The organism is Prochlorococcus sp. G4PB17, from assembly GCF_059772445.1.
This window is the reverse complement of sequence record NZ_CM186288.1, coordinates 672,236-695,508: the sequence shown is the minus strand read 5'-3', so window position 1 is coordinate 695,508 and position 23,273 is coordinate 672,236. Positions and strand designations below refer to the sequence as shown.

Annotated in this window: 23 protein-coding genes; 6 read left to right on the top strand and 17 right to left on the bottom strand. The window is 34.9% G+C overall.

All coding sequences use genetic code 11. From position 1 onward, the window contains the following. Nucleotides 1-3: 3 nt before the first annotated feature. Nucleotides 4-1,242 (bottom strand): MFS transporter, encoded by a 1,239-nt coding sequence (locus AC6EJB_RS04395; RefSeq protein WP_498492496.1) that lies wholly within the window; start codon nucleotides 1,240-1,242, stop codon nucleotides 4-6. Between AC6EJB_RS04395 and AC6EJB_RS04390 the strand changes: the two genes are divergently transcribed. Then, nucleotides 1,227-2,822 (top strand): alpha/beta hydrolase, encoded by a 1,596-nt coding sequence (locus AC6EJB_RS04390; protein WP_498492495.1) that lies wholly within the window; start codon nucleotides 1,227-1,229, stop codon nucleotides 2,820-2,822. The genes AC6EJB_RS04395 and AC6EJB_RS04390 overlap by 16 nt on opposite strands. Here AC6EJB_RS04390 and AC6EJB_RS04385 read toward each other — a convergent pair. The 11 genes from AC6EJB_RS04385 to AC6EJB_RS04335 form a co-directional block, all read right to left on the bottom strand. Then, nucleotides 2,816-3,838: an ABC transporter permease gene (locus AC6EJB_RS04385; protein ID WP_498492494.1), complete on the bottom strand. Its 1,023-nt coding sequence runs from the start codon at nucleotides 3,836-3,838 to the stop codon at nucleotides 2,816-2,818. The two genes, AC6EJB_RS04390 and AC6EJB_RS04385, sit on opposite strands and share 7 nt — an antisense overlap. Nucleotides 3,839-3,840: 2 nt before the next feature. Further along, nucleotides 3,841-5,418 carry an ABC transporter substrate-binding protein gene (locus AC6EJB_RS04380; RefSeq protein WP_498492493.1) on the bottom strand — a complete coding sequence of 526 codons (1,578 nt, stop codon included), beginning with the start codon at nucleotides 5,416-5,418 and terminating at the stop codon, nucleotides 3,841-3,843. Nucleotides 5,419-5,460: 42 nt separating this feature from the next. Beyond that, nucleotides 5,461-5,679 carry a DUF8657 domain-containing function gene (locus AC6EJB_RS04375; protein WP_498492492.1) on the bottom strand — a complete coding sequence of 73 codons (219 nt, stop codon included), beginning with the start codon at nucleotides 5,677-5,679 and terminating at the stop codon, nucleotides 5,461-5,463. Nucleotides 5,680-5,772: 93 nt separating this feature from the next. Next, complete coding sequence (locus AC6EJB_RS04370) at nucleotides 5,773-7,089, bottom strand: homoserine dehydrogenase (protein WP_498492491.1); 1,317 nt, start codon at nucleotides 7,087-7,089, stop codon at nucleotides 5,773-5,775. A 34-nt stretch (nucleotides 7,090-7,123) separates the two neighbouring features. Beyond that, nucleotides 7,124-7,588 (bottom strand): SufE family protein, encoded by a 465-nt coding sequence (locus AC6EJB_RS04365; protein WP_498492490.1) that lies wholly within the window; start codon nucleotides 7,586-7,588, stop codon nucleotides 7,124-7,126. A 42-nt stretch (nucleotides 7,589-7,630) separates the two neighbouring features. Continuing rightward, on the bottom strand, nucleotides 7,631-8,218 hold the full coding sequence (locus AC6EJB_RS04360; protein ID WP_498492489.1) for a 5-formyltetrahydrofolate cyclo-ligase: 588 nt from the start codon (nucleotides 8,216-8,218) through the stop codon (nucleotides 7,631-7,633). A gap of 35 nt (nucleotides 8,219-8,253) precedes the next feature. After that, nucleotides 8,254-8,718, bottom strand: a complete 465-nt coding sequence (ruvC, locus tag AC6EJB_RS04355; protein ID WP_498492488.1) for a crossover junction endodeoxyribonuclease RuvC — start codon at nucleotides 8,716-8,718, stop codon at nucleotides 8,254-8,256. Further along, nucleotides 8,719-9,807 carry a magnesium chelatase ATPase subunit I gene (bchI, locus tag AC6EJB_RS04350; RefSeq protein ID WP_498492487.1) on the bottom strand — a complete coding sequence of 363 codons (1,089 nt, stop codon included), beginning with the start codon at nucleotides 9,805-9,807 and terminating at the stop codon, nucleotides 8,719-8,721. A 111-nt stretch (nucleotides 9,808-9,918) separates the two neighbouring features. Beyond that, nucleotides 9,919-10,992 carry a serine hydrolase gene (locus tag AC6EJB_RS04345; RefSeq protein WP_498492486.1) on the bottom strand — a complete coding sequence of 358 codons (1,074 nt, stop codon included), beginning with the start codon at nucleotides 10,990-10,992 and terminating at the stop codon, nucleotides 9,919-9,921. Nucleotides 10,993-11,047: 55 nt separating this feature from the next. Beyond that, nucleotides 11,048-11,779 carry an RNA methyltransferase gene (locus AC6EJB_RS04340; RefSeq protein ID WP_498492485.1) on the bottom strand — a complete coding sequence of 244 codons (732 nt, stop codon included), beginning with the start codon at nucleotides 11,777-11,779 and terminating at the stop codon, nucleotides 11,048-11,050. Beyond that, nucleotides 11,779-12,168, bottom strand: coding sequence for a c-type cytochrome (locus tag AC6EJB_RS04335; RefSeq protein ID WP_498492484.1), 390 nt, complete (start codon nucleotides 12,166-12,168; stop codon nucleotides 11,779-11,781). The genes AC6EJB_RS04340 and AC6EJB_RS04335 overlap by 1 nt, the downstream gene beginning before the upstream one ends. A gap of 56 nt (nucleotides 12,169-12,224) precedes the next feature. Between AC6EJB_RS04335 and petG the strand changes: the two genes are divergently transcribed. Beyond that, on the top strand, nucleotides 12,225-12,344 hold the full coding sequence (gene petG / locus AC6EJB_RS04330) for a cytochrome b6-f complex subunit V (RefSeq protein WP_498492483.1): 120 nt from the start codon (nucleotides 12,225-12,227) through the stop codon (nucleotides 12,342-12,344). Here petG and AC6EJB_RS04325 read toward each other — a convergent pair. The 4 genes from AC6EJB_RS04325 to AC6EJB_RS04310 form a co-directional block, all read right to left on the bottom strand. Beyond that, nucleotides 12,292-12,927 carry an RsmD family RNA methyltransferase gene (locus AC6EJB_RS04325; RefSeq protein ID WP_498492482.1) on the bottom strand — a complete coding sequence of 212 codons (636 nt, stop codon included), beginning with the start codon at nucleotides 12,925-12,927 and terminating at the stop codon, nucleotides 12,292-12,294. The genes petG and AC6EJB_RS04325 overlap by 53 nt on opposite strands. A 1-nt stretch (nucleotide 12,928) precedes the next feature. Next, complete coding sequence (gene hisH / locus AC6EJB_RS04320; RefSeq protein WP_498492481.1) at nucleotides 12,929-13,558, bottom strand: imidazole glycerol phosphate synthase subunit HisH; 630 nt, start codon at nucleotides 13,556-13,558, stop codon at nucleotides 12,929-12,931. A gap of 57 nt (nucleotides 13,559-13,615) precedes the next feature. Next, complete coding sequence (gene trxA, locus AC6EJB_RS04315) at nucleotides 13,616-13,939, bottom strand: thioredoxin (RefSeq protein WP_038653576.1); 324 nt, start codon at nucleotides 13,937-13,939, stop codon at nucleotides 13,616-13,618. A 215-nt stretch (nucleotides 13,940-14,154) separates the two neighbouring features. Continuing rightward, nucleotides 14,155-15,318 (bottom strand): GuaB3 family IMP dehydrogenase-related protein, encoded by a 1,164-nt coding sequence (locus AC6EJB_RS04310; RefSeq protein WP_498492480.1) that lies wholly within the window; start codon nucleotides 15,316-15,318, stop codon nucleotides 14,155-14,157. Between the two features lie 252 nt (nucleotides 15,319-15,570). Here AC6EJB_RS04310 and gyrA point away from each other — a divergent pair, with 252 nt between their 5' ends. Together gyrA and crtL are read left to right on the top strand one after the other, a co-directional pair. Beyond that, nucleotides 15,571-18,189, top strand: a complete 2,619-nt coding sequence (gyrA, locus tag AC6EJB_RS04305; RefSeq protein WP_498492479.1) for a DNA gyrase subunit A — start codon at nucleotides 15,571-15,573, stop codon at nucleotides 18,187-18,189. Next, nucleotides 18,186-19,424, top strand: coding sequence for a lycopene beta cyclase (gene crtL / locus AC6EJB_RS04300; protein ID WP_498492478.1), 1,239 nt, complete (start codon nucleotides 18,186-18,188; stop codon nucleotides 19,422-19,424). The genes gyrA and crtL overlap by 4 nt, the downstream gene beginning before the upstream one ends. Nucleotides 19,425-19,427: 3 nt before the next feature. Here the strand turns inward: crtL and AC6EJB_RS04295 are convergent, their stop codons facing one another. Next, complete coding sequence (locus tag AC6EJB_RS04295; RefSeq protein ID WP_498492477.1) at nucleotides 19,428-20,993, bottom strand: glycoside hydrolase family 57 protein; 1,566 nt, start codon at nucleotides 20,991-20,993, stop codon at nucleotides 19,428-19,430. A gap of 326 nt (nucleotides 20,994-21,319) precedes the next feature. Between AC6EJB_RS04295 and AC6EJB_RS04290 the strand changes: the two genes are divergently transcribed. Both AC6EJB_RS04290 and AC6EJB_RS04285 read left to right on the top strand, forming a co-directional pair. Continuing rightward, on the top strand, nucleotides 21,320-22,939 hold the full coding sequence (locus AC6EJB_RS04290) for a 2-isopropylmalate synthase (RefSeq protein WP_498492476.1): 1,620 nt from the start codon (nucleotides 21,320-21,322) through the stop codon (nucleotides 22,937-22,939). An 88-nt stretch (nucleotides 22,940-23,027) separates the two neighbouring features. Further along, a complete protein-coding gene (locus AC6EJB_RS04285; RefSeq protein ID WP_498492475.1) occupies nucleotides 23,028-23,267 on the top strand; it encodes a hypothetical protein in 240 nt (79 codons plus the stop codon). The last annotated feature ends 6 nt before the right edge of the window (nucleotides 23,268-23,273 follow it).

Below are 23,273 nucleotides of genomic sequence, written 5' to 3'. Positions count from 1 at the left end.
TATTTATTTGATCCTTTTACAAATAGGAATTAAAAATATACAAACAAAACTAACTATTAACCATAATTGAAAAGCTGTATCGTATTTATCAATTAATTTCCCAGCCATCCAAGGAATACTTAGGGCGCTAATGCCAAAACACTGCGAATATAAGGCTATTGCAGAGCCACGATATTTTATTGGACAAGATTTTATAATTGCGTCTGATGCAGAAGGGAGGAATATACATAAAGCGATTGTTAGTGGAAAAAAGGCTATAAGTATTAACAAATATCCATTTAGTAGGAAACTAGAAAGTAATAGTAAAACAAATCCAATTAGTAAGGATATTAAGCATATTCTGAATTTATAGGATGATTTTTTATTCCTTAAGATATAACCAACGGGCCATTGAAAAATTGCAAGTAAAATAAGTTTAATTGTAACAAGTGTGGCTACTTTTTGCTCTATTAGTGGCGGTCTTGCTATTCCACCATTTACCAAGTCTAATGGAAGAATACTTTGTAATAAAGTCATTACCCCTGTTACAAAAAGAGTTATTGATAATAAAGGAATTAAATCTATTATCCATTTTATACTATTCAATTGCAAAGACTTTTTAAATATATTTTTTATAAGAATTTCCTCCTTTATTTGTATATCCTTTCTTACTATCTTTAGTTTATTCATAAGAATAAAAAATATATATATCATGCAAACAAAATCTATGAAATATATTACTCTCGTGAATTCTATAAATGTTCCAATTGTCCCTAATAAAACTCCTATAGTAATTCCAATTGCATCAGCACTTCTTGCAAGTGCATAACCTTCACTTGATTTGATTGTATTTTCACAATTGGATGGGACTGCTAATTCTACAGAAGGCCAATAAACCCCAGCTGCAGCTCCTAAGAAAAACTGTCCAGAAAGATAATCAAAATAATTTTGAGAAAAAAAGAGGATAAAATCAGACAATGTCGCAACTAAGCAAGCAATTTTAATTGCTTCCCTATAGCTAAAGTTTTTATCAAGGAAATAGCCTGTGCCAAATCTTGTAGTTATTCCAGCTAATGCTGCAGTTGTGATCCCACTTCCAATTTGTTCAGCTGTAAAACCTAAACTATTAAAAATTATTGGACTTAAATACAATACCCCGCCTGCACCTATCGCTGTCCACAATCGAGCCTTTATGATTACTCTTAGGGAAACAGGGAATCTCTCCCAATAATTTCTAAAATTAGAAGTTGAGACTAAATTCATTTATCAAAAAATTAGTTGTTCTTGGGACAGTTGGAAGCTTATTAGCTCCTAACTTCATCTATACAAGACTTCAAGCTGCAGAAAGATTTGAAATTCATTTTGATGGAATGTCTCTTCCAATATCTATCAAAGAATTGATTGACTGGAGTAATGGTGAGGAGCAAGCAAATTCAGAATTAGCCAGCTGGCTTAATTTACTTGGATTTAAGGAAAGGAAGGGTTTGGCAAAGTTTTTAAATACCCCCTTAGTAAGAGATAAAAGTATGGCTAGACAAATTTTGAGAAGTTGGTCGGGTCGAAAATTACTTGATGAAGTTAGTGATCTAATTCTTATGGATGAAGATAGTTCTGGTGAAAGTGTCCTTGATACTCTTGAAAATCTTTTAAATAAAAAAGATGAGGTGACAACCCTTGACCTTCTTAATTCACTTGCAGTGAAAGCAATTCATATTGATTTGGATGGATGGATTGAAGTAGCTAATAATTGGAGGAGTGAATTAAAAAAACAACAAAAACTAATCTCTGATTTGGTTTCACTTAATGAGATTTCAAGCCCGAGAGAGGAAAGAAAAATCTCTAAGTTTGAGATCAAAGAGACTGAGTATGAGTTGATTCCATTACTTGTTTCGCATCGAAACGAGCCTTTAAAGTTAGAAGTATGGAACCCTTCTTTAAGAGAAAAAACTAGAAAAAATTGGGTTTTGTTTATGCCAGGCTTGGGTGGCGACCCTAACCATTTTAGTTGGCTTGCAAGAAGTCTTAGTCATAATGGTTGGCCTGTTGTTGTTCTCGATCATCCAGGTAGTGATTCATCTTCACTAGAAGCTTTATTAAAAGGAAAACATCCTCTTCCAGGTGCTGAAGTTATTCCTGATCGTTTGAAAGATTTACATAGTGCTCTTCAAGCGAAAAAGATAGGCAAGATTGATATTTCAGCAGATAATGTGATCTTGATGGGACATTCTTTAGGATCTCTCACCGCTATTTTGGCTTCGGGCGCAAAAATAGATGATCAACTTGAAAATAGATGTCAGAAGGTACTTGATAATCTTTCTCTTACGAATTTATCTTCACTTTTACAATGTCAGCTCGCAGATATTAATTTGCCAAATAGAAAAAATATTGAAAATCTTTCAGCTATTGTTGGTATGAATAGCTTTGGTAGTTTTTTGTGGCAAAAGAATTTAAATAATCAAATTAATGTCCCTCTTTTCCTAACAGGAGGAACTTTTGATTTGGTTACACCATCTATTAGTGAGCAGTTAGGATTATTTCTATCTATAAGTTCAAGCCAATTGAGCAGAGTTCTTTTAATTGAAGGAGCAAGTCATTTTTCTCCTATTAGAGTTGAGGGACAGATAAATCAGGCAGAAGGAAAGGATTTATTTAATCTAGGAGAATCAATTGTGGGTTATCATCCTCTTTCCGTTCAGAGCCTATTGGCTTTTGAGATAATAACCTTCTTAGAAATACTTGAAGAAAAAAAATCAATTCCTTCAAAAACCAATTTAACGAAGGGTGAGCTTAAGTTTCATATTTTGGATAAGTCTTTAATAGAAAAACTTATAAAAGTTCAGTAGCTGACTCTTGGATCAATGTATGCAATAGCGATATCAATTCCAACACTAATCATGACAACAATGCTTGATATGGTAACAACTATACCTTGCACTACAGGATAGTCTCTTTGGTTGATAGCCTCTTGAAGGCCTAGAGCAATGCCAGGCCATGAAAATGTTATTTCAATTAACAGTGCTCCACCAATTAAAGAAGAAACAGTTAACCCCGTAATTGTCAATATTGGTAGAAGTGTATTTGGTAAAGCATGATTAATTAATATTCTAGACTCTTTGATTCCTCTGCTTTTTGCAGCATCGATATAATCTTTTTTTAAGATTTCTTCTAAATTTAATTTTAGGGAGCGACTAAATATTCCACTTAATAATATTCCTAGAGTGAAGGAAGGTAATATTAAATGTTTAATAGAACTAAAAAGCATGTCAATGTTTTTATTTAAAATACTATCTAAAATTAAAAACCCAGTTACTGAAGTAGGAGCTATTAAACCAGGTGGTACTCTTCCACCAATAGGGAACCAGCCTAGCAATACAGCGAAAATTATTTGAAATAACATAGCCGCCCAAAAGGGAGGAAGAGCATATGTGCCAATTCCAAAAATCCTTCCAATAAAATCTATCTTTCCCTCTGGTTTAACTGCTCCTAAAAAACCAATTAAATAACCAATTAAAGATGCTATTAATATTGCAAATATTGCTAGTTCAATACTTGCAGGAAGTGCTTTAGAAATAATTACTTTTACAGGTTCTTGAGTGTTTAGTGAAATTCCTAAATTTCCATGCATTAAATTACTTAAGTAATCAATATATTGATTACTTAAAGGTTTATCCAATCCAAGTTTAATTCTTAGAGTCTCACGTGCTAATTCATTCGCTCGAGTTCCTAGAATTGCATCTACCGGGTCACCTGGTGCAATTCTCAATAATATAAATACTAAGCTTGAAATGATCCAAAGCATAATTGGTAAAAGAGCTAATCTCGATAAGATATATTTACAAAGTTCCTTATTAGTTGACAAAATTAATCTCTCTTTAATTTTTTAAGAATGATTAATCCATTGCTTGTGAATTCTGGTTCACTGATATCTGTTAATGACCAAGCTTTAGGCTTGACTAGCCAAACTGGTAAGTAGGAATTTCCCAGCGCTGCAAATTGTTCAACTTTTATTAAAGTATTTAATCTATTTACACCTTCTAATTGTTCGCTTCTCTCCAAAAGTTCTTGTACTTGTTTATTGCCCCAAAAACTACCACTGAAAACAGCTTCTCCTTTAAGACAAGTATGATTCTGTATTTTAGTACAACTTAATAAGGGAGTTAAGTATGCTTCTGGGTCAGGATATGCTCCAGTCCAATCTAATACGACTGCTTCAAAAGAACCTTCTGAAAGTTGTTTGTAAACTGTTGTTGATTCTACCCCATTTAGCTTGATTTTTATACAATCAGATAAATCTCTTTTTATTTGATCTTTCCATGTAAGAGCAAGTAACTTATCTGCAGGAACATTAGATCTAAATGTTAATGGAATGCTAAGAATATTGTTTTCACAGTAGCCTTCCTTCTTTAATAAATATCTTGCCTGATTAGGATTATATTTTGGCCATGGCCAAAATTCTTTTTTATGTAAATGTGGTGGCACTATTGATCTTAATGGCTCTCTAGTACCAAAACTAACTTGCTTACTAATTAAGTCTCTATCAATTGTATATGATAAAGCTTCTCTAATCTTTTTATTTTCGAAGGGCAATGTGTTACTTTTCAAAGTGATAAATCCAATTTCTATGGGTTTCCCTTCTCCTGATTTAAGTCTTTTATTTGTTACCATATTATTTAATGATATACGCTGTATATCATCTATCGAATTTGAAATTAGAACATCAACTTCTTTCGTTTTAATTGCATTAAAAAGGGTACTAGAATTGCTATAGTTTATAAAGTCTATTCCTTTATTTAGAGGTTTTTTACCCCAATAATTATTGAAAGGTTTGATTACTTGCTGATTAGAACTGAAATTTTCTAAATAATATGGCCCAGTACCTATAAAACTTTTATTATTAAATTTATCTTTGTATTTTGAATATGAATTAGGAGATACAGGTGTAAGATTGACTGATGTTAAAAGACTTTTTATAGAACTAGATGGCTTTTTTAATTTTATTCTTAGTAGAAATTCTTCTTTGACTTCAATATCATCAATTTTCTCATTTAACAGGTAATTTAATGTACCTATTTTCATGAAACGATTTAGGCTAAACATCATAGCCTTAGCATTGAAAATACTTCCATCATGAAAAGAAATATTTTCTCTTAGTGGAATATCTATAAATAATCCATTTTGACTTATTTCTGGTAAATCTTTAGCTAGATTTGGAGAAAGATTTCCTTCATTATTTATTTTGTATAAAGTATCTCCAAGAGCACTTAATATTTGTAATGTTCTAAGAGTATTTGCTTGAGCAGGATCAAGGGATTCGATTTTTCCTGCACTTGCTACAATAATATTTTCTCTTTTCTTCACCTGAACGCAGGATGACTGCAAAATCAAGAAGAAAATACTTGATAATTTTATAATATTTTTTAAATTACTTATTTTTAACATTCGGATATATTTCTAAAAAAATTATTTTTATTAGCTAAAAACTTATTGATTTGGATTTATTTGTTTAATTGATATCTCGAAAACCGGTGATCCATTTGGATTGAGGGGCCATTCTCTAACCCAGCATTTTTCGTACGCATTATCTATCCCTAATACCTGAAAAAGTTCTTCTTGATTCTTTAGATAAACACAATCTCCTTGGTTAATATTATTTTCAATTTCTTTTCTAGCCTTTTTAATTATGGTTTTAGAAGAATTCATGGCTTTGTTTCGAAAAGAAATTTAAAGTAATAATTTCTTTTTACTTAATTACATAATTAGCAACTTAATTTGAATTTGACTAGTTTTCGTTAGCTAAAGGCAACCCATTGATGCTGCAATTCTTTTTACTTGTTGCAAATTTCTAATATCACAAAGAGCCTCTTCTAGGAGACCTTGCTTAATTCTGTGAGTAATAACTACTATTTCGGCTTCACAATTACTTGCATCAAATTGCACAATTGATTCAATTGATATTTTTTTCTCTCCAAAAATCGTTCCGATTTGTCCAATTACTCCAGGGGTATCTTCTGCAATTACTCTGATGTAATTTTTTTTAGTTATTTCATTCTCTAGAGCAACGTGGCAATTTCTCCAGCCTTTCGCTGACAAAAGAGGATCTAAGTTAAGGCTCCTGTCTTCGCTCATTGCCTGAATACCAGCAATATTTAGTATGTCGGCAACAACGGCTGAGGCAGTTGGACCGGATCCTGCTCCTGGCCCGAAAAACATTACTTGGCCAATAGGACTTCCTTCTACAAGGATGGCATTATTAACTCCATGAACTCCTGCTAATGGATTTTCTTCGGGTACCAAAGTTGGCTCAACCCAAATAGATAGAGGCTGACTATTTTTATTTGCTGATTGAGATTTGTCCTTCTCTGATATTGCCAAAAGCTTAATTCCATAACCTAATTTTCTAGCGTAATTAACGTCTATAGCTTCTAGGTTATTTATTCCAGTGGTTGGTATTTTAGCTCGATCAATTGCTCCACCAAAGGCAAGACCACTTAGAATTGCAATCTTATCAGCTGCATCTGATCCTTCTACATCAGCGGCTGGATCACTTTCTGCGTATCCAAGCTCTTGAGCATCTTTTAAAACATCTTCGTAATTAACTCCTTCTTTATCCATTCTTGAGAGAATGTAATTAGTTGTTCCATTAATTATTCCGCTTACTTTGGTTATCTGATTCCCTCCAAGAGATTGCTTTAAAGGCTCAATAATTGGAATTCCTCCTCCTACTGCTGCTTCTATAAGTACATAAACTCCAGCAGCCTTTGCTTCATTTGCTATCTCCTCTCCATACCTTGCGATTACTGATTTATTTGCCGTTACAACAGATTTACCTGATCTTATTGCTTGGATGATTAATGATTTTGCTGGCTCAATGCCACCCATCACTTCAACAACTATTTGAATATTAGGGTTATTTACTATCTCAATTGGGTTTGTAGTGAGAATCGAATTTGGGAAGGATATGTCTCTTTGTTTTTGGAGATTTTTTACTGCAACAGATACTAGTTCAAGTTCTCCAACTAATGGATGCCTATCATTTGGGCTGTTTATGATATTTGCCACACCCTGACCAACTGTACCTAAGCCAATTAAACCAATACCAATTTTTTTCATTTTTAATTAGGCGATAATTTTTTGAAAACTCTATTTATTTAGTATCAGAGCTTATTGAGGAGAGATTTTTTGCTTGGGCTTTCATTTTTAAGAAAATGTTGAGAAAACCATTTGCTCTTGATGGTGTCAAGCTTTTGCTTAGTCCTGTCATCTCAATGAACTTTTCATCTACTGAGAGTACTTCAAAAGGGGTGAGATCATTTAACCCTTTCACGAGAAAAGCCAGCAATCCTTTTGTTATGAGAGCGTCTGAATACCCTTTCCATTGAATCTTCCCATTTTGTAGTACTCCAAGAACATATACCTCTGATATGCATCCTTTTACTTTTGTCGTTTCAAGGTGAAGATCTTCAGGTAAAATTGGCAAACTTTTAGCTAGCCATAAAATATATTCATACCGCCTTTTGGGATCTGAAGTTGATTGCAGACGCTCTATAAGATTATCTAATGAATCACTTCCATAAGTATTAATGAAAGATTTCTCTTTGATTTTAGTCACCTCTTCAGATCAAATATTTGATTTATCTTAGACTCTAGCTAATTATTTAGTTGGTTCTAATTGATGTAGACCATTTTCGCTGATCCAACCGTTAAATGGCAAGTCCCATTCGTCTCTAGGTAAAGGTTTTTTAGATATGCAATTACTACTAATAACAACAAATGATGGTATTGAAATCCATAAATCTTTTTGACGAAGACGATCAAAGTAACCTCCACCGTAACCTAATCTGTATCCTTCTTCATCGATAGCTATTGCCGGTATAAATAGAAATGAAATATCACTGGGTTTTATAGCATTTTCTCCAGTTGGTGCAGGAATTCCATTTGAATCAGGCTTTAGTTTATTGTCTGACCAATGATGATAGCTTATACCTTTGATTTTGGAACTAGATGGTAAGGCAGTTTTATGTTTACTGATTCCTTTAATAAATCTTATATCCACTTCACCTTTTAATGGCCAATAAATCCCTATATATTTATTTTCGTGATGATATCTCTTTAGAAGAATTTGTAATGATGATTTGACATTGGACTTTATTTTTTCATGAGTTAAAGATGAATTAGAGCAACGGATTGAAGTATATTCATGTCTTTTAATCTCCTTTCTAAATTTATTATTTTCCTGCATTTTTATATAAATTGTTATATTTTTAAATAGATTAACTATTGAAGATATATTCCGGTGAGAGCAATTGCCAGAGCATCTGCAGCGTCGTCAGGTTTTGGCGGAGAAGTAATATTGAGTTCTTCCATTACTGATTGAAGTACCTCCTGTTTATCTGAATGTCCATAACCTGTCACAGCAAGTTTTATTTGCATTGGTGGAAATTCTTTTATTGAAAGATTGTGCTTACCTAACGTCATCATTATTACTCCACGAGCTTGAACAACGCTTATTGTGGTACTTGATCGATAGAAGAAAAATTTTTCTACTGCTGCTGAATCTGGATCCCATTTACTTATAATTTCCCCTAAATCATTTGATATTTCTAAAAGCCTTTTTTCTTCTCTTAGCGTTGATTTTGTTTCGATAATTCCGCAATCAAGCATGGTTTTCTTTCCTTCTACTACATCAATAATCCCATAACCTACTCTTGCAAGACCTGGATCTATTCCAATTATTCTCACTTAATTTATTGTAGATAATTCAAATTCAGATAGATCATCAGTCTCACTTCTTTCGAATACTTTGCAAAAAGCTTTTATGACTCTATCTCCAGAATCAACTTGTTCTAGAGGGTCCTTCCGAAGTCTATGTCTTAATGCTGTAGAGACAACACGAGCAATATCCTCTTCTGTGACCTCATTTCTCCCCTCAAATGCTGCAAGGGCTCTGGCGGCTCGATTCGTCACAATGTCACCTCTAAGCCCGTCAACGTCTAATTCACCACAAACAGCTGATATTTTTAGTCTCAGATCCTCATCGATAGTGACTTCGCTAAGTAAATTTTGAGCAGCAACAACTTTGTTTTGAAGGGAATCTTGATTTCCTTGAACTGAGTTGCTAAAAGTTTCAGGATTATTATCAAAGGCTGTTCTTTGATCAACAACCTGAACGCGAAGTTTTGCGTCTCTTACAGTTCTTACTTCTACGCTCATTCCAAAGCGATCAAGTAACTGAGGCCTTAATTCCCCTTCCTCAGGGTTGCCTGATCCAATCAATACAAAACGTGCAGGATGGCGAATAGAAATTCCCTCACGTTCAACTGTATTCCATCCTGAAGCAGCAGAGTCAAGAAGAACGTCAACAAGGTGATCATCTAATAAGTTCACCTCGTCAACATAGAGCAAGCCTCTATTAGCTTTTGCTAAAAGACCTGGCTCAAAAGCTCTAACACCTTCACTAAGAGCCTTTTCAATATCAATAGTTCCACAAAGTCTGTCCTCAGTGGCTCCCAAAGGAAGATCAACCATTGGTACTTGTTTCTCGCTTTTTTGAATATCACTGCCACTCTCTATTCTCTCTCTGACATCATTGCTTTGAAGGTCTGGATCATTAAGCGAGCTGTTATAGGGATCACCTTCAACGACTTCAATGGCAGGCAGAAGATCCGCAAGTGCTCTTATTGTTGTTGATTTTCCAGTACCTCTATCTCCCATTATCATCACGCCACCAATTCTCGGGTCAATAACATTTAAAAGAAGCGCTAGCTTCATTTCTTCTTGTCCAATCACTGCTGTGAATGGAAAAACTCTGCGTTTTCTAGTTGAACTCACTTTCTTATTACTGGTTACAAGATTGTTTCATAAGCAGGTCTCTTTCGATTCATAAAGTCCAAAAAAAAAATGATAATGAAAAGCAACCCTTTTATAAAGTCCCTAAAAAATCTACTTAGGATTACTTGATTTTCGCTCTTGCATTAAAAAAGGGGTCAACTCGGCAGATAAATTTCTTATCAACTCAGGTGACCTTGGGTCGTTAAATGGACCTTTGACAATGAAAGATGCAAAAGCCCTTGAGTTGTCGGGAGTTTGAATTAGTGCAGTATCAGCATATGAGATCCCAATGTCACCAGTTTTATTTTGAACTGAATAGCCTTTTAGTGAAAGATGGTAATCAATGTCTTTAGTTTCTTTGCCTAGTCCTCTCAAAATTCCAGAAGGAATTAAAGTATTAGTCTTTGACTTTTGCATAATTTCTCTGAAAATATCTCTGGAAATAACATTAAGTAAATAGCCACTATCTACAAGTGCTATTGCTAAAGATAGATCTTCCGTAGTTGTAAAATTTGTTCCACTTAGATCAGGAAGCAAGTTATTAATTTGTGTATTTTTTAGCCCGATTTCTTTTAATTTTTGATTAATAATTTTTAATCCTCCTATTCTTTTTATTAGTAAATTAGTTGCTGTATTATCACTAACTCTAATCATTTCAGTAGCTACTTCGAAAATAGGAAATTCTTCACCAATTTCTTGATAAGCCATCCAACCTGCTCCGCCTCCAATAGTATCTTCTGTAAGAGGAAGTTTCTCATCCCAATATATTTCTCCTCTATCTAACATTTTCAGTAAAACAATTAAAATTGGGACTTTAATACTACTTGCTGCAGGTAATTTGATATCAGATTTTATTTCCGCATATTGTTTATTATCTAAGGATATGAAAAAACAACTAACATCAAGATCTGGATTTTTTGAAATAAGATATTCCCACTTGCTAGATAGTTCTTTCAGTCTTTCAAATCTTTTTATCTTATTAGCATGAAATAATAACAAGTCTGATTTTTTAGTAAGTAATTCTTTATCAATGGACCTTCTTGATTTGCCGGATATATTTATTGTTCTATTTATTTTATTACTATGATAAATTGGACCAATAATTCGTAGCGTACTACCAAGTAAAACTGATAAGCTTATGCTTGTTAAAAATATATTCGTTATTACTTTGAGATAAATTTTCACTTTATAGATCAAATAATATAAATTTTTTCTAATCTATTGTAGCTTTTTATTTTAATTAATCATTTTTATTTTTAATTGCCCATCTTGTTTGACTTATTATCCCTCGTATTAAGGCAACTTCATCATCGTTTATTTCTGCTCGCAAAAGTAATTTTTTGATTTTGTTAATTTTAGCTTTATACGTATTTTTCATCAAGAAACCTATATCAAGTAATAGATCACCAGCATCATTAATGCAATCTTCTAATTTAATTATGTTTGCAGGTCTACGTGTTGTCTTATTAGGTTTTAGCAAATCAAGATCATTAAATTGATGAAGAATAATTGCTACTGCATGTGAAAGATTTAGTGATGGATAATTTTTATTTGTGTTAAGACTAATTACTTTATTTGCCTTTAAAAGCTCTTCATTTGATAGCCCTCGACTTTCTCTCCCGAACACTAAAGCTATTTTTTCGCCTGTTTTTGATTCAAGTGCCCAATAAAGTGCGTCTTTATTTGATGCAAGAGGAATTTCTCCATGATCTTTTCTCCCGCAAGTAGCAATAATTCTTGAGCAGTCCGAAAGTGCTGAGTTTAGATCTTTATATATTTTTGCCTCTTCTAGTATTTTTAATCCTCTGACAGCCATCCTTTTTGCTTCTTCAGCTAGATAATCACATTTCGGAGAAACTAACCTTAATTCATTTACTTGAAAGTTTTCGCATAGTCTTGCAACGCTTCCTACATTGAGTTCTCCTGCAGGCTCAACTAGTACTATCTTTAGATTCTTGTTTGTCTCCACCATTAATTTAACGAATGCATATATGCCAAGAGATCAGCCATTGATTTGGGCTCAATTTCAAAGCTTGGCATTGGTGGCGTTAAACCTCGAATAACTTGATTAATAATCTTTTTATCACTTAATTCTTCTGTCACTTCATGAAGGTCTGGCCCTACAAACCCTTGAGCGGAAATTCCATGGCAACCAACACAATTGATTTTGAATAATTTGCTTCCAGATAAAGCCTCACCTTGAATCGATAAAGTTTCAGTTATGAAAGGATCTTTTTTAAAGCTTCCTATTGACCACAGAAAGCTGAGCAAGAGAAAAGTTGCAAGGGATAAGAAAAAGATTCGCCAAGAGCTAATCTTTTGTTTCTGATTTATTAATGCTTTTGATGACGGAGTATTCACTAATACCTCTTTGACATGAAAGAATTGTTCCTAGAGTTTATGAAAAATGCGTTCAAATGATTGAGCCACTCCTATGTGGGATTGTTCTTGGACTAATTCCAATAACATTATTAGGTCTTTTTGTTAGTGCATGGAATCAGTATCGTCGAAGCAGTTCAATGCCTGACTGGGAGTAAGAATAAGAAGAGAAGTGTTTCCATAAAATTTCTCTTTATTTAATTCCCATCCATTATGTATTCTTGGTAGTGACCTTGACGAGCATTCGCAGATTAATGTTGATGTTTTTTTAATCCATTGCTTCGACAGTAAAAGTTCTTGAGATATTTCATACAATTCGGAGTTGTATGGAGGATCAAGAAAAATAAAATCAAACCTTTGTTCAGAATTTGGAGAATCTTTAACAAATTCTATTTTTTTATTTTTTGGCCCCTTTTTTAGAAATGAGATAATTTCTATGCATTTGACTTCAATATGAAAAGGATGGCCTAGTGCATTCGATATGTTTGTAAGGTTTTTTTTGCATATTTGAGCTGTGGATCTTTGCTTTTCAATTGCAAGGATTCTTTTTACGCCTTTTTGAAGAACCTCACATGCCATTGCCCCACTTCCACTACAAAGATCTAACCAACTCGCTTCTTTTAGCTTGTTCCCGAAAATATTAATTATGGCCTCTCTTACTTTTGAGGTAGTAGGTCTTGTATCTTGATTTAACGGACTTTCTATCCTTTGTCCTGAAATAAGTTTTAGTTTTCCTTTCAAATCAATAATTAGTTTTTTTCAACCAATTAATCCAATTGAAAATAAGTTTCTGGCCTGCAATTCCAGATTTTTCAGGATGAAACTGACATGCTCCAGTATTTTTATGCCAAACAATTGATGTAACTTCACTTTTACCAAATTTTGTTGTGGCTACGATATTTTTTGGTTCTAAAGGACATGCTGAAAATGAGTGCACGAAATACATCCAATTAGAATCAGGATGATTTTCTAAGATAGGACATTCATTTTTTTTGTTTATGGGAGACCAACCTATATGAGGAATTCTTTCATTTTTTTCTTCGGGTAATCTACGAATATTCCCTTTAATAAGTCCTAAACCTTCTAAATTTCCTTCTTCACTTCTCTCGAATAAAAGCTGTAATCCCAAACAAATCCCAAGAAGAGGCTTGCCATCATTTACCCAATTAATTATTGAAGGAATTAAATCTGTATTTCTTAAATTGGTCATCGCTGGATCAAAAGCTCCTACTCCAGGGAGAATTAAAGCATCACAAGATTTGAGGGTTTTTTTATCACAAACAAAATTCAACGGCTGATTAAGCCTTTTAAAAGCTTGCTGTACTGAAAAAAGATTACCCATCCCATAATCTATTAATCCAATTTTTGTCATTGGACTTACTTAGGAACCATTTGATTGATCTTTAAAACTAAATTGGATTATTTGAAATTAAAGATGTTTGGAAATTGTTCCAGATAGGGTCGCTTTCGGAACTGCTCCGACAACAGTATCTACTTTTTGCCCGCCTTTAAAAATCATTAGAGTCGGAATACTTCTAATTCCATACTGACTTGCAACATTAGGGTTCTCATCAGTGTTTAATTTAAAAACTTTTATTTTCCCTTCGAAATCTTTTGAGATTTCTTCAACAATTGGTGCAACCATTCTGCAAGGGCCACACCAAGGCGCCCAAAAATCAACCAAAACTGGTACGTCGCTCTGGAGGACTTCTTGTTCGAAGGAGGAATCAGTTACGGCAGAAGCTGTGGACATACCTTGAAGTCTTAAGAACTAGATCATAACAATTGTATTTTGCCAATTAAAAGGTTTCCTGCCATTTTTAAACGAAGTTTGTATATTTTTTCGTATTAATTGAATAAGAAAAACCCGACCAAGTCGGGCATTTTTGTGTGTGAGGAGTGCAAGAGCATAGGCTCTCACTACCCGATTCTAGCCCGTGGATTTAATTCTGAAATCTTTCAGTATCTTTATTTACCCATTCCAAGTTGTTGTGCTTTTTGGTACACCTTGCCTTCTGTTAACAAAGAAGGAGCAACAACCACTTCAACTTTCTGCATTTCTTTGATATTTGTTGCTCCAAGAGTTCCCATAGATGTTTTGAGTGCCCCCAATAAATTGTGAGTTCCATCATCCAGAATTGCTGGGCCACAAATAATGCTTTCCAAACTTCCTGTCGTGCCAACTTTAATCCTTGTGCCTCTTGGAAGGACAGGACTTGGAGTTGCCATGCCCCAATGAAAACCCTTGCCAGGAGCTTCCTGAGATCTTGCTATCGGGGAACCAATCATTACTGAGTCGGCTCCACAAGCTATACATTTGCAAATATCACCACCCGTAATAATTCCGCCATCAGCAATGATTGGAACATATTTACCGGTTTCTTTTTGAAAGTCCTCCCTTGCGGCAGAGCAATCAGAAATCGCAGTTGCTTGAGGGATTCCAACTCCTAGTACTCCTCTAGATGTACATGCTGCTCCAGGCCCTATACCAACCATCACAGCTGCGGCTCCTGCTCTCATTAACTTCAAAGAAACTTCATAGGTAACGCAATTACCTACCGCAACAGGAATACCAATATTTTCACAAAGGTCATAAAGGTCAAGATTTTCATTCCCTTCTTTTCCAAGATGTTCTGTAGAAACAACAGTTGCCTGAAGAAAAAACAAGTCCGCTCCTGAATCTTTAATCAAATCTCTAAATTTAATTGCAGCTACTGGTGTTCCACTTACAGCCGCAATCCCTCCACTTTCTTTTATTTCTCTAATTCTTTTTAAAATTAATTTTTCTTTTACTGGTTGTTTATAAATTTCTTGCATTAAAGGAACAAAATCTTTGTTTCCGGTTGATCGGATTTTCTTTAAAACTTCCTCAGGATCTTCATATCTCGTCTGAACCCCTTCAAGATTTAAAACACCTAGTGCACCTATCTTTGACAAGGCTATTGCCATATTTACATCGACCACACCATCCATGGCACTGGCTATAATTGGAATATTTCTTTCAATTCCTCCAATAGCCCAATTGGTTTTAGTGATTTCAGGGTCAACTGTTCTTATGCCTGGGACCAATGCAATTTCATCGATTCCGTAGGCTCTGCGAACAGTTTTGGTGCGTCCTAGTTGAATATTCACACATAAATTTAATAAGTTCTCGTCAAACTACCAACTGAAGGGCCAAATTGAGCAAATGTTGGGAATAGATAATCAAGATTTTGTGTTTTTTTTCGATTGAGACTCTCAAGAAAATATGCCCTTATGAAAAATATTTCTTGCTTTTGTTATTTGTGAGCTGATTTGAGGTGATTTACTTTCATATATATGGTTATTTACTTTAAAAGGTTTCTTAATGCTGAGATGTTCTTATAATTGGTAAAACCCTTTTACATGGCTGATCCATTGGGACCTAATAGCGCTGGTCCCGGGGAATCCGATGATCGGATCATCCAGACTGACTTGAGAAACGAAATGTCGCGTTCCTATCTGGAATACGCGATGAGTGTAATTGTTGGTAGAGCTTTGCCTGATTCGAGAGATGGACTTAAACCAGTTCATCGAAGAATTCTCTATGCAATGTACGAATTAGGTCTAACTAGTGATAGGCCATACAGGAAATGTGCACGTGTGGTTGGAGAGGTTTTAGGTAAATACCATCCCCATGGCGATACAGCTGTATATGACGCTTTGGTAAGGATGGCTCAAGATTTCTCAATGCAAATGCCTTTGATTGATGGGCATGGGAATTTTGGATCTGTTGATAATGATCCACCTGCAGCGATGAGGTATACAGAATCCCGATTGAAATCTTTAACGACTGACAGCTTGCTTGAAGATATTGAATCTGAAACTGTTGATTTTGCAGATAATTTTGATGGATCTCAACAAGAACCAACTGTCTTGCCTGCAAGAATTCCTCAGTTGTTATTAAATGGCTCTTCAGGAATAGCTGTAGGTATGGCAACAAACATACCTCCCCATAATCTGGTTGAATTAATAGATGGGTTGATGGCTATAATTTCTAATCCTGAATTGGAAGAAAAAGAGTTAATGAATATAATCAAAGGACCAGATTTTCCTACTGGTGGTCAGATACTTGGTCGTAGTGGAATTAGGGAAACATATCTTTCTGGTAGAGGTTCCATAACAATGCGTGGTGTTGCTGAAATAGAAACAATTGCAAATCCAGGAAGACCTGATAGAGATGCAGTGATAATTACTGAACTTCCGTATCAAACAAACAAGGCAGCGTTGATAGAGAGAATAGCTGATATGGTAAATGACAAAAAACTTGAAGGAATTGCAGATATTAGGGATGAAAGCGATAGAGATGGAATGAGAATTGTTGTTGAACTAAGAAGAGATTCATACCCTCAAGTTGTTTTAAATAATTTATTTAAACTCACACCTTTGCAAACAAATTTTAGTGCTAATATGCTCTCATTGGTTAATGGTGAGCCTGTCATATTATCACTTAAAAAAATGTTACAAGTGTTTTTAGATTTTAGGGTAGAAACTATTGAAAAAAGAACTAAATATCTTTTGAAAAAGGCAGAAAATAGAGATCATATATTATTAGGTTTGTTATTGGCTCTTAATCAGCTTGATGAAATTATTAGACTTATTAGAGCTGCTTCTGATTCTGCCACTGCCAAGAATAAATTACAAGAACTTCATGGCTTAACAGAAATTCAATCTGATGCAATCTTGCAGATGCAGTTGAGAAGACTTACCGCCTTAGAGGCAGATAAAATAAAACTTGAGCATGAGGAATTGGTTAAAAAAATAATAGATTTAAAAGATATTTTAAATAGGAAAGAAAGGGTATTTGAGTTAACTAAAATAGAGTTAAATGAACTTAAAGAGAAATATGATTTTCCTAGAAGAACAAAAATTCTTGATCTTGGAGGAGGGCTGGAGGATATTGATTTAATTGCAAACGAAAGATCAGTAGTTTTGTTGACTGAGACTGGTTACTTAAAAAGGATGCCTGTTAACGAATTTGAGGCAACAAGTCGAGGAACCAGAGGAAAAGCAGGAACTCGAAGCCAAGGAGAGGAAGAAGTTAAGAAATTTATAAGCTGTAACGATCACGATAGCCTCCTTTTGTTTAGTGATAGAGGTGTCGCTTATGCGCTTCCCGCTTACAGAGTTCCCCAATGTAGTAGAACTGCAAAAGGTACGCCTATTGTTCAATTGCTCCCGATACCACGAGAAGAGGCTATTACTTCTTTGCTCTCAGTAAGTTCTTTTGATGATGAAAACTATTTGTTGATGCTTACAAGAGGTGGATTCATAAAAAGGACACCTCTCTCGGCTTTCAGTAAAATCAGAGCAAACGGATTAATTGCAATAGGTTTGGAGGATGGTGATGCGTTGACTTGGGTTCGTTTGGCTGAAGCTGGCGATAGTGTTTTGATTGGCTCAAAAAATGGAATGACGATACATTTTAGATTAAATGATTCAGAATTACGTTCTTTAGGTAGAACTGCAAGAGGAGTTAGGTCAATGAATTTGAAGTCGGGCGATTCTCTTGTAAGCATGGATGTTTTGTCGACTGAGTTAGCAGATCATGTCGATAAAAGTGAAGAAGAGGAACTCGAAGATGAATCATCAGTATCAAATGGCCCTTGGGTCCTTGTCGCATCTGCAAGTGGTTTAGGTAAAAGAGTTCCTGTTACTCAATTTCGATTGCAAAAAAGAGCAGGCATGGGCTTAAGAGCAATAAAATTTAGAAAAGATGGAGATGAACTTGTTGGATTAAGGGTTTTAGGTAAAGGAGAAGAATTATTATTAGTAAGTGAAAAAGGAGTCATCGTTAGAACCAGTGCAGATAAAATTTCTCAACAATCAAGAGCTGCAACTGGTGTAAGAATTCAGAAACTTGATGAAGGCGACAAATTATCTGAGGTGGTTTTAGTTCCTCCAGAACAAATTAGTGATGAAGAGATAAAAGAATCATTTTCAACTAAACAACCTATAAATACTGATCCAATGACAGAAAATTGAAATATCTTAAATGTGCTGATGTTTTAGTTATGGGAGCAGGGCCTGCTGCTCTTTGCATCACTTCTGAATTAGTTCAGCAAGGACTTGATGTTCAGGCAATAGCTTCAAATTCCCCTTTAGAACCTTGGCCCAATACTTATGGAATCTGGGCTTCTGAACTTGAGTCTCTAAATATGCAGGAACTTTTGAAATATAGGTGGAAAGATACTGTTAGTTTTTTTGGTGATGGATTAAGTAATGACGGCAATCTTTGTACAAATCACTCACTTGATTATGGACTTTTTAATTTAGATAATTTTCAGAATGCACTACTTGAGAAATGTGATGGACTTTCTTGGCAAGTTGAGACAGTAAAAGAAATAAATTTCCGCGAAAAAGAAACTGTAGTCATTTGTGCTTCTGGAAAAAAATATCACGCCAGACTTGTAATTGATGCTAGTGGTCACAAAACCCCTTTTATAAAGAGGCCAGAGCATGATGAGATTGCTAAACAGGCTGCTTATGGAGTTGTAGGGAAATTTAGTTCCGCACCTGTTGAGCAAAATCGTTTTGTACTAATGGATTTTAGGCCAGACCATTTGAATTCAGATCAATTGAACGAGCCACCCTCTTTTCTTTATGCAATGGACTTGGGAGATGGAAGTTTTTTTGTTGAGGAAACATCCTTGGCTTGTTCACCTCCGGTTTCATTTGAAACATTAAAAGCAAGATTGAATTCGAGATTATTAAGTAGAGGAATTCAAATTGAGGAAATAATCCATGAAGAACATTGTCTTTTTCCAATGAATTTGCCATTGCCTTATAGAAACCAGCCTCTTTTGGCATTTGGTGGCTCGGCAAGTATGGTGCACCCAGCATCTGGATATATGGTTGGGAGCCTTTTGAGAAGAGCTCCTTCATTGGCAAAGGAGGTGGCAAAAATAATAAAAAAGGATCCACTTATTCCTACATCACAGATAGCTAGAAGAGGATGGCAAACCCTTTGGACAAATGAATTAGTACAAAGACATCGTCTCTATCAGTTTGGGCTTCAACGACTAATGAGTTTTGATGAGTCTCTGTTAAGAATCTTTTTTGATACCTTTTTTAAATTACCCAAAAAAGACTGGTATGGATATTTAACTAATACTCTCCCTTTGCCACGTCTCTTTATTGTTATGCTCAAATTATTTTCTATTGCACCATTAAGAGTTAGATTTGGGATGCTTGGCTTAATAATTAAAAAAGAGAGGTAGAATTTAAATTTTCTTTTTCCAATCTATAGGAGAAATTAGAGGGAATATACAGTCCTCTTTTTCAATCTCTTCTAAGGCAGTTGGCTCAATAATTTTATTATCTTTAATTGAATTAATTAACATCCAAAATCTCTTTATATGCAAATTTATTCTTTCTCTTGCTAGCTCGGTCGTTGTACCTGCTTTGAGAATGAAACTCCAATCTGAAGATTGACACAAAAGAAGTTCTCTTCCAGCTTGTTTAATAATTTTGATATTTGATTCTTTTTGTATACCCTTTGAACAAATATTTACCATTTCTCTTCCAGCTTTACTCCATTCATGAACAATCCATGCGTTTGACTCATTTAACCAGTAGTTATGAAAACCGCCTTGTCCCCAACTTGATGGGGATGGATTGCATAATTGTATTTGAGTTTTTATTTGAAGAGCCTCTTTTAAAGTGATTAATTTAATACCTAACTTGCCAGACTTGATAAATAATTGTGAGAGAAATTGGGGCCCTTCAAACCACCAATGTCCAAAAAGTTCTGCATCAAAAGGAGCTATTAATAAAGGATCTATTCGCATTGATTCTTCAAGTTTTATAAGTTGTTTTTTTCTACTAATTAGGTAATTCTCTGCATCTTTCTCAATACTTAATTGTGCAACTTCAGGGTCATACTGTTTTTTGTTTTCTAAGGATGTATGTTTTGATGTTATTCTAAATAGCTTAATTCCAAGTGGTCTTTTTTCATTAAGTCCTATCTTCTTGAGTTCTTTGATTGATAAATCCCAGCCTAAATCTCTATGGAATTCTCTGTAATTTGGATTACCTGGATATCCATCACTTGCAGACCAGACTGGAAGAGTTGATTCACTATCTCTACCAAAAAAAGCTACTCCTTTCCTAGTGCATATAGGGGCATATAATCCATATCTAGGCCTTGGATCTGCATTTAATAAGCCATGACCGTCTAGAACAGCATATCTAAGACCTGATTCAGCCATGATTTCATCTAAGCCTTCGTAATAGGCACATTCCGGTAACCAAATACCTAAAGGTGAATTTTTGAAAAGGCGCTGATGTTCTCTTACAGCAGTCTTTAATTGCGCCCTTACAGTTTCAGGGTTTTCTCTTAAAAGTGGAAGATAACCATGAGTAGCTGCACAAGTGAGAATATCAATTACTTCTGATGTTTGTAATTTCTCAAACCTACCAATTAAATCTCCTCTGCACTTTTGCCAACTTGCCAGTTGATGTTTTAAATGATCCGTTAGGTGAATCGCTGCTTTTATATTTTCTGTTTTCGATGAGTTGAGAACCTCAAGCCTTATTTCTACCCATTTTTTAAAGCGAGTTTTTAATACTTCGTCTTCCAAAAGGGAAAGTAAAGTAGGAGAAAGCCCAATAGTTATTTTAGGTTCTTGATTGTTTGATCTAGAGGCATCTTCAAGTACTTTTAGAAGTGGTAGGTAACATTCCACAAGGGCTTGAAAGAACCAATCTTCCTCTAGAGAGCCTGGCTCTTCCGATCTGACATAAGGTAGATGAGCATGTAGGACTATGGCGAGATTGCCTTTAGTCATTAAAACTTCCACATAGTTGGATTTGTTCCTTGAATACTTATACTCTTTAGTCGCTCGAGAAAAGATCAACTTTAAGTAATATCCTAAATCTAGTAAAATTAGGCAATAAAAATAATTAAATTTTAATTTATTACTTTGATTCTTTTAATTTGAATTAGGTTGTAAGGATTTATTTTTTACTATTTCAAAAATTAAAAGTATAAAACTATGAACTAAGTAATTATAAACTTAATAGTTTTGGTGAAAATTTGATTTATTTATACTATAATTTAATTTAATTCTTAATAGATCTTGAAAAGGTCTAAAAATTTTATATATTTTATCTTATGGCCAAGGATCCAGGCCGAGTTTTGATTTTCGACACAACATTAAGGGATGGAGAACAATCCCCTGGTGCAAGTCTTAATTTAGAAGAAAAGTTAGCGATAGCTCAACAATTGGCAAGGTTGGGTGTCGATGTTATTGAGGCAGGATTTCCTTTCGCAAGTCCTGGTGATTTTGCAGCAGTTCAGAAAATAGCTGAGCAAGTAGGAGGAGAGGAAGGTCCTATTATTTGTGGATTATCAAGGGCCTCGAAAACAGATATTAAGGCTTGTGCAGATGCAATTTCTCCAGCTCCAAAGAAAAGAATTCATACCTTTATTGCAACAAGTGATATACATCTCGAACATAAGTTGAGGAAATCTAGAAAAGAAGTTCTTGATATTGTCCCTGAGATGGTTTCCTATGCCAAAGGTTTTGTTGACGACGTCGAATTCTCATGCGAAGACGCTGCAAGAAGTGATTTGGATTTTTTGTATGAAATAATTGAATTAGCCATATCTTCAGGTGCTAATACGATTAATATTCCAGATACAGTTGGTTACACTACACCATCTGAATTTGGAGATTTGATATTAAATATCAATAAAAATGTTCCAAATATAAATGAAGCAGTTCTCTCTGTTCATGGGCATAACGACTTAGGACTTGCCGTAGCAAATTTCCTTGAAGCTGTTAAGAATGGAGCTAGACAGCTTGAATGCACTATTAATGGGATAGGAGAAAGAGCAGGCAATGCCGCTTTAGAGGAATTGATAATGGCTCTTCATGTAAGAAGGTCATATTTTAATCCGTTTTTTGGAAGGTCTTCTGAATCTCCAACTCCTTTAACAGCAGTAAGAACAGAGGAAATAACAAAGACCTCTCGTTTGGTCTCAAATCTAACTGGTATGGTCGTTCAACCAAACAAAGCAATTGTTGGAGCGAATGCTTTTGCCCATGAATCTGGCATCCATCAAGATGGTGTACTAAAAAATAGGCTTACCTATGAAATTATTGATGCAAAAACGATTGGGTTATCTGACAATAAAATTTCGTTAGGAAAATTGAGTGGTAGGAGCGCAGTTCGAGCAAGGTTAGAGGATCTAGGATATGACTTAAATAGAGAAGATCTAAATGATGCTTTCGCTAGATTCAAAGATCTAGCTGATAGAAAAAGAGAGATAACAGATCGTGATTTAGAAGCAATTGTAAGCGAACAAGTTCAACTTCCAGAAGCTTTGTTCCAATTGAAATTGGTCCAAGTCAGTTGTGGAACATCTTTAGTTCCTACTGCAACAGTGACAGTGGTTGGAGAAGAAGGTGAGGAAATGACAGCTGTCTCATCAGGCACAGGACCTGTTGATGCCGTGGTAAGGGCATTGGATTCTCTAACTGAAGAACCAAATGAGTTGATTGAATTCTCTGTAAAATCTGTTACTGAAGGAATAGATGCTTTGGGAGAAGTAACTATACGAATAAGAAGAGACGGAAATCTCTTCTCTGGACATTCTGCTGACACTGATGTAGTTGTTGCCGCTGCTCAAGCTTATATAAATGCTCTTAATAGGTTGGTGGCTTCCGAGGGAAGGAATTCTATTCATCCACAACATGAGCTCGCTCAGGTTGAAGAAAAAGGAGTCTGAAGCGTTCCGTAAATATTTTTTGAAAAGTTCACCAAGGATCTAATTAAAAGATTAATATTTAGTGTGACGATTTGATATGTGCACATAAATGAGTTTAAAAAGAAACCTTTATCGACTGACCGGACTAGATGGATCTCCTCATCATGTCCTTGATGCTCCTTATGAAAGTATTGATGCTGCACTATTGGCAGCAAAGGTTTGGTGTGATGGGCAAGGGTTAACTTGCACGATTCAAGATCGAGGTATTGGCGTAGAAGTGCTTACAGGGAATGGAACTTGGAGAACGGTTTGTTATCCCTCTAATTGTTTACAAACTTCTCCCGCATAAAATAAA

Excerpts from the sequence above, each read along its gene's own strand:
- AC6EJB_RS04395 (WP_498492496.1), bottom strand. The coding sequence starts at position 1,242 with ATGAATTTAGTCTCAACTTCTAATTTTAGAAATTATTGGGAGAGATTC.
- AC6EJB_RS04380 (WP_498492493.1), bottom strand. The coding sequence starts at position 5,418 with ATGTTAAAAATAAGTAATTTAAAAAATATTATAAAATTATCAAGTATT.
- AC6EJB_RS04375 (WP_498492492.1), bottom strand. The coding sequence starts at position 5,679 with ATGAATTCTTCTAAAACCATAATTAAAAAGGCTAGAAAAGAAATTGAA.
- AC6EJB_RS04370 (WP_498492491.1), bottom strand. The coding sequence starts at position 7,089 with ATGAAAAAAATTGGTATTGGTTTAATTGGCTTAGGTACAGTTGGTCAG.
- AC6EJB_RS04360 (WP_498492489.1), bottom strand. The coding sequence starts at position 8,218 with ATGCAGGAAAATAATAAATTTAGAAAGGAGATTAAAAGACATGAATAT.
- AC6EJB_RS04340 (WP_498492485.1), bottom strand. The coding sequence starts at position 11,779 with ATGGTGGAGACAAACAAGAATCTAAAGATAGTACTAGTTGAGCCTGCA.
- petG (WP_498492483.1), top strand. The coding sequence starts at position 12,225 with ATGATTGAGCCACTCCTATGTGGGATTGTTCTTGGACTAATTCCAATA.
- hisH (WP_498492481.1), bottom strand. The coding sequence starts at position 13,558 with ATGACAAAAATTGGATTAATAGATTATGGGATGGGTAATCTTTTTTCA.
- trxA (WP_038653576.1), bottom strand. The coding sequence starts at position 13,939 with ATGTCCACAGCTTCTGCCGTAACTGATTCCTCCTTCGAACAAGAAGTC.
- gyrA (WP_498492479.1), top strand. The coding sequence starts at position 15,571 with ATGGCTGATCCATTGGGACCTAATAGCGCTGGTCCCGGGGAATCCGAT.
- AC6EJB_RS04295 (WP_498492477.1), bottom strand. The coding sequence starts at position 20,993 with ATGACTAAAGGCAATCTCGCCATAGTCCTACATGCTCATCTACCTTAT.
- AC6EJB_RS04290 (WP_498492476.1), top strand. The coding sequence starts at position 21,320 with ATGGCCAAGGATCCAGGCCGAGTTTTGATTTTCGACACAACATTAAGG.
- AC6EJB_RS04285 (WP_498492475.1), top strand. The coding sequence starts at position 23,028 with ATGAGTTTAAAAAGAAACCTTTATCGACTGACCGGACTAGATGGATCT.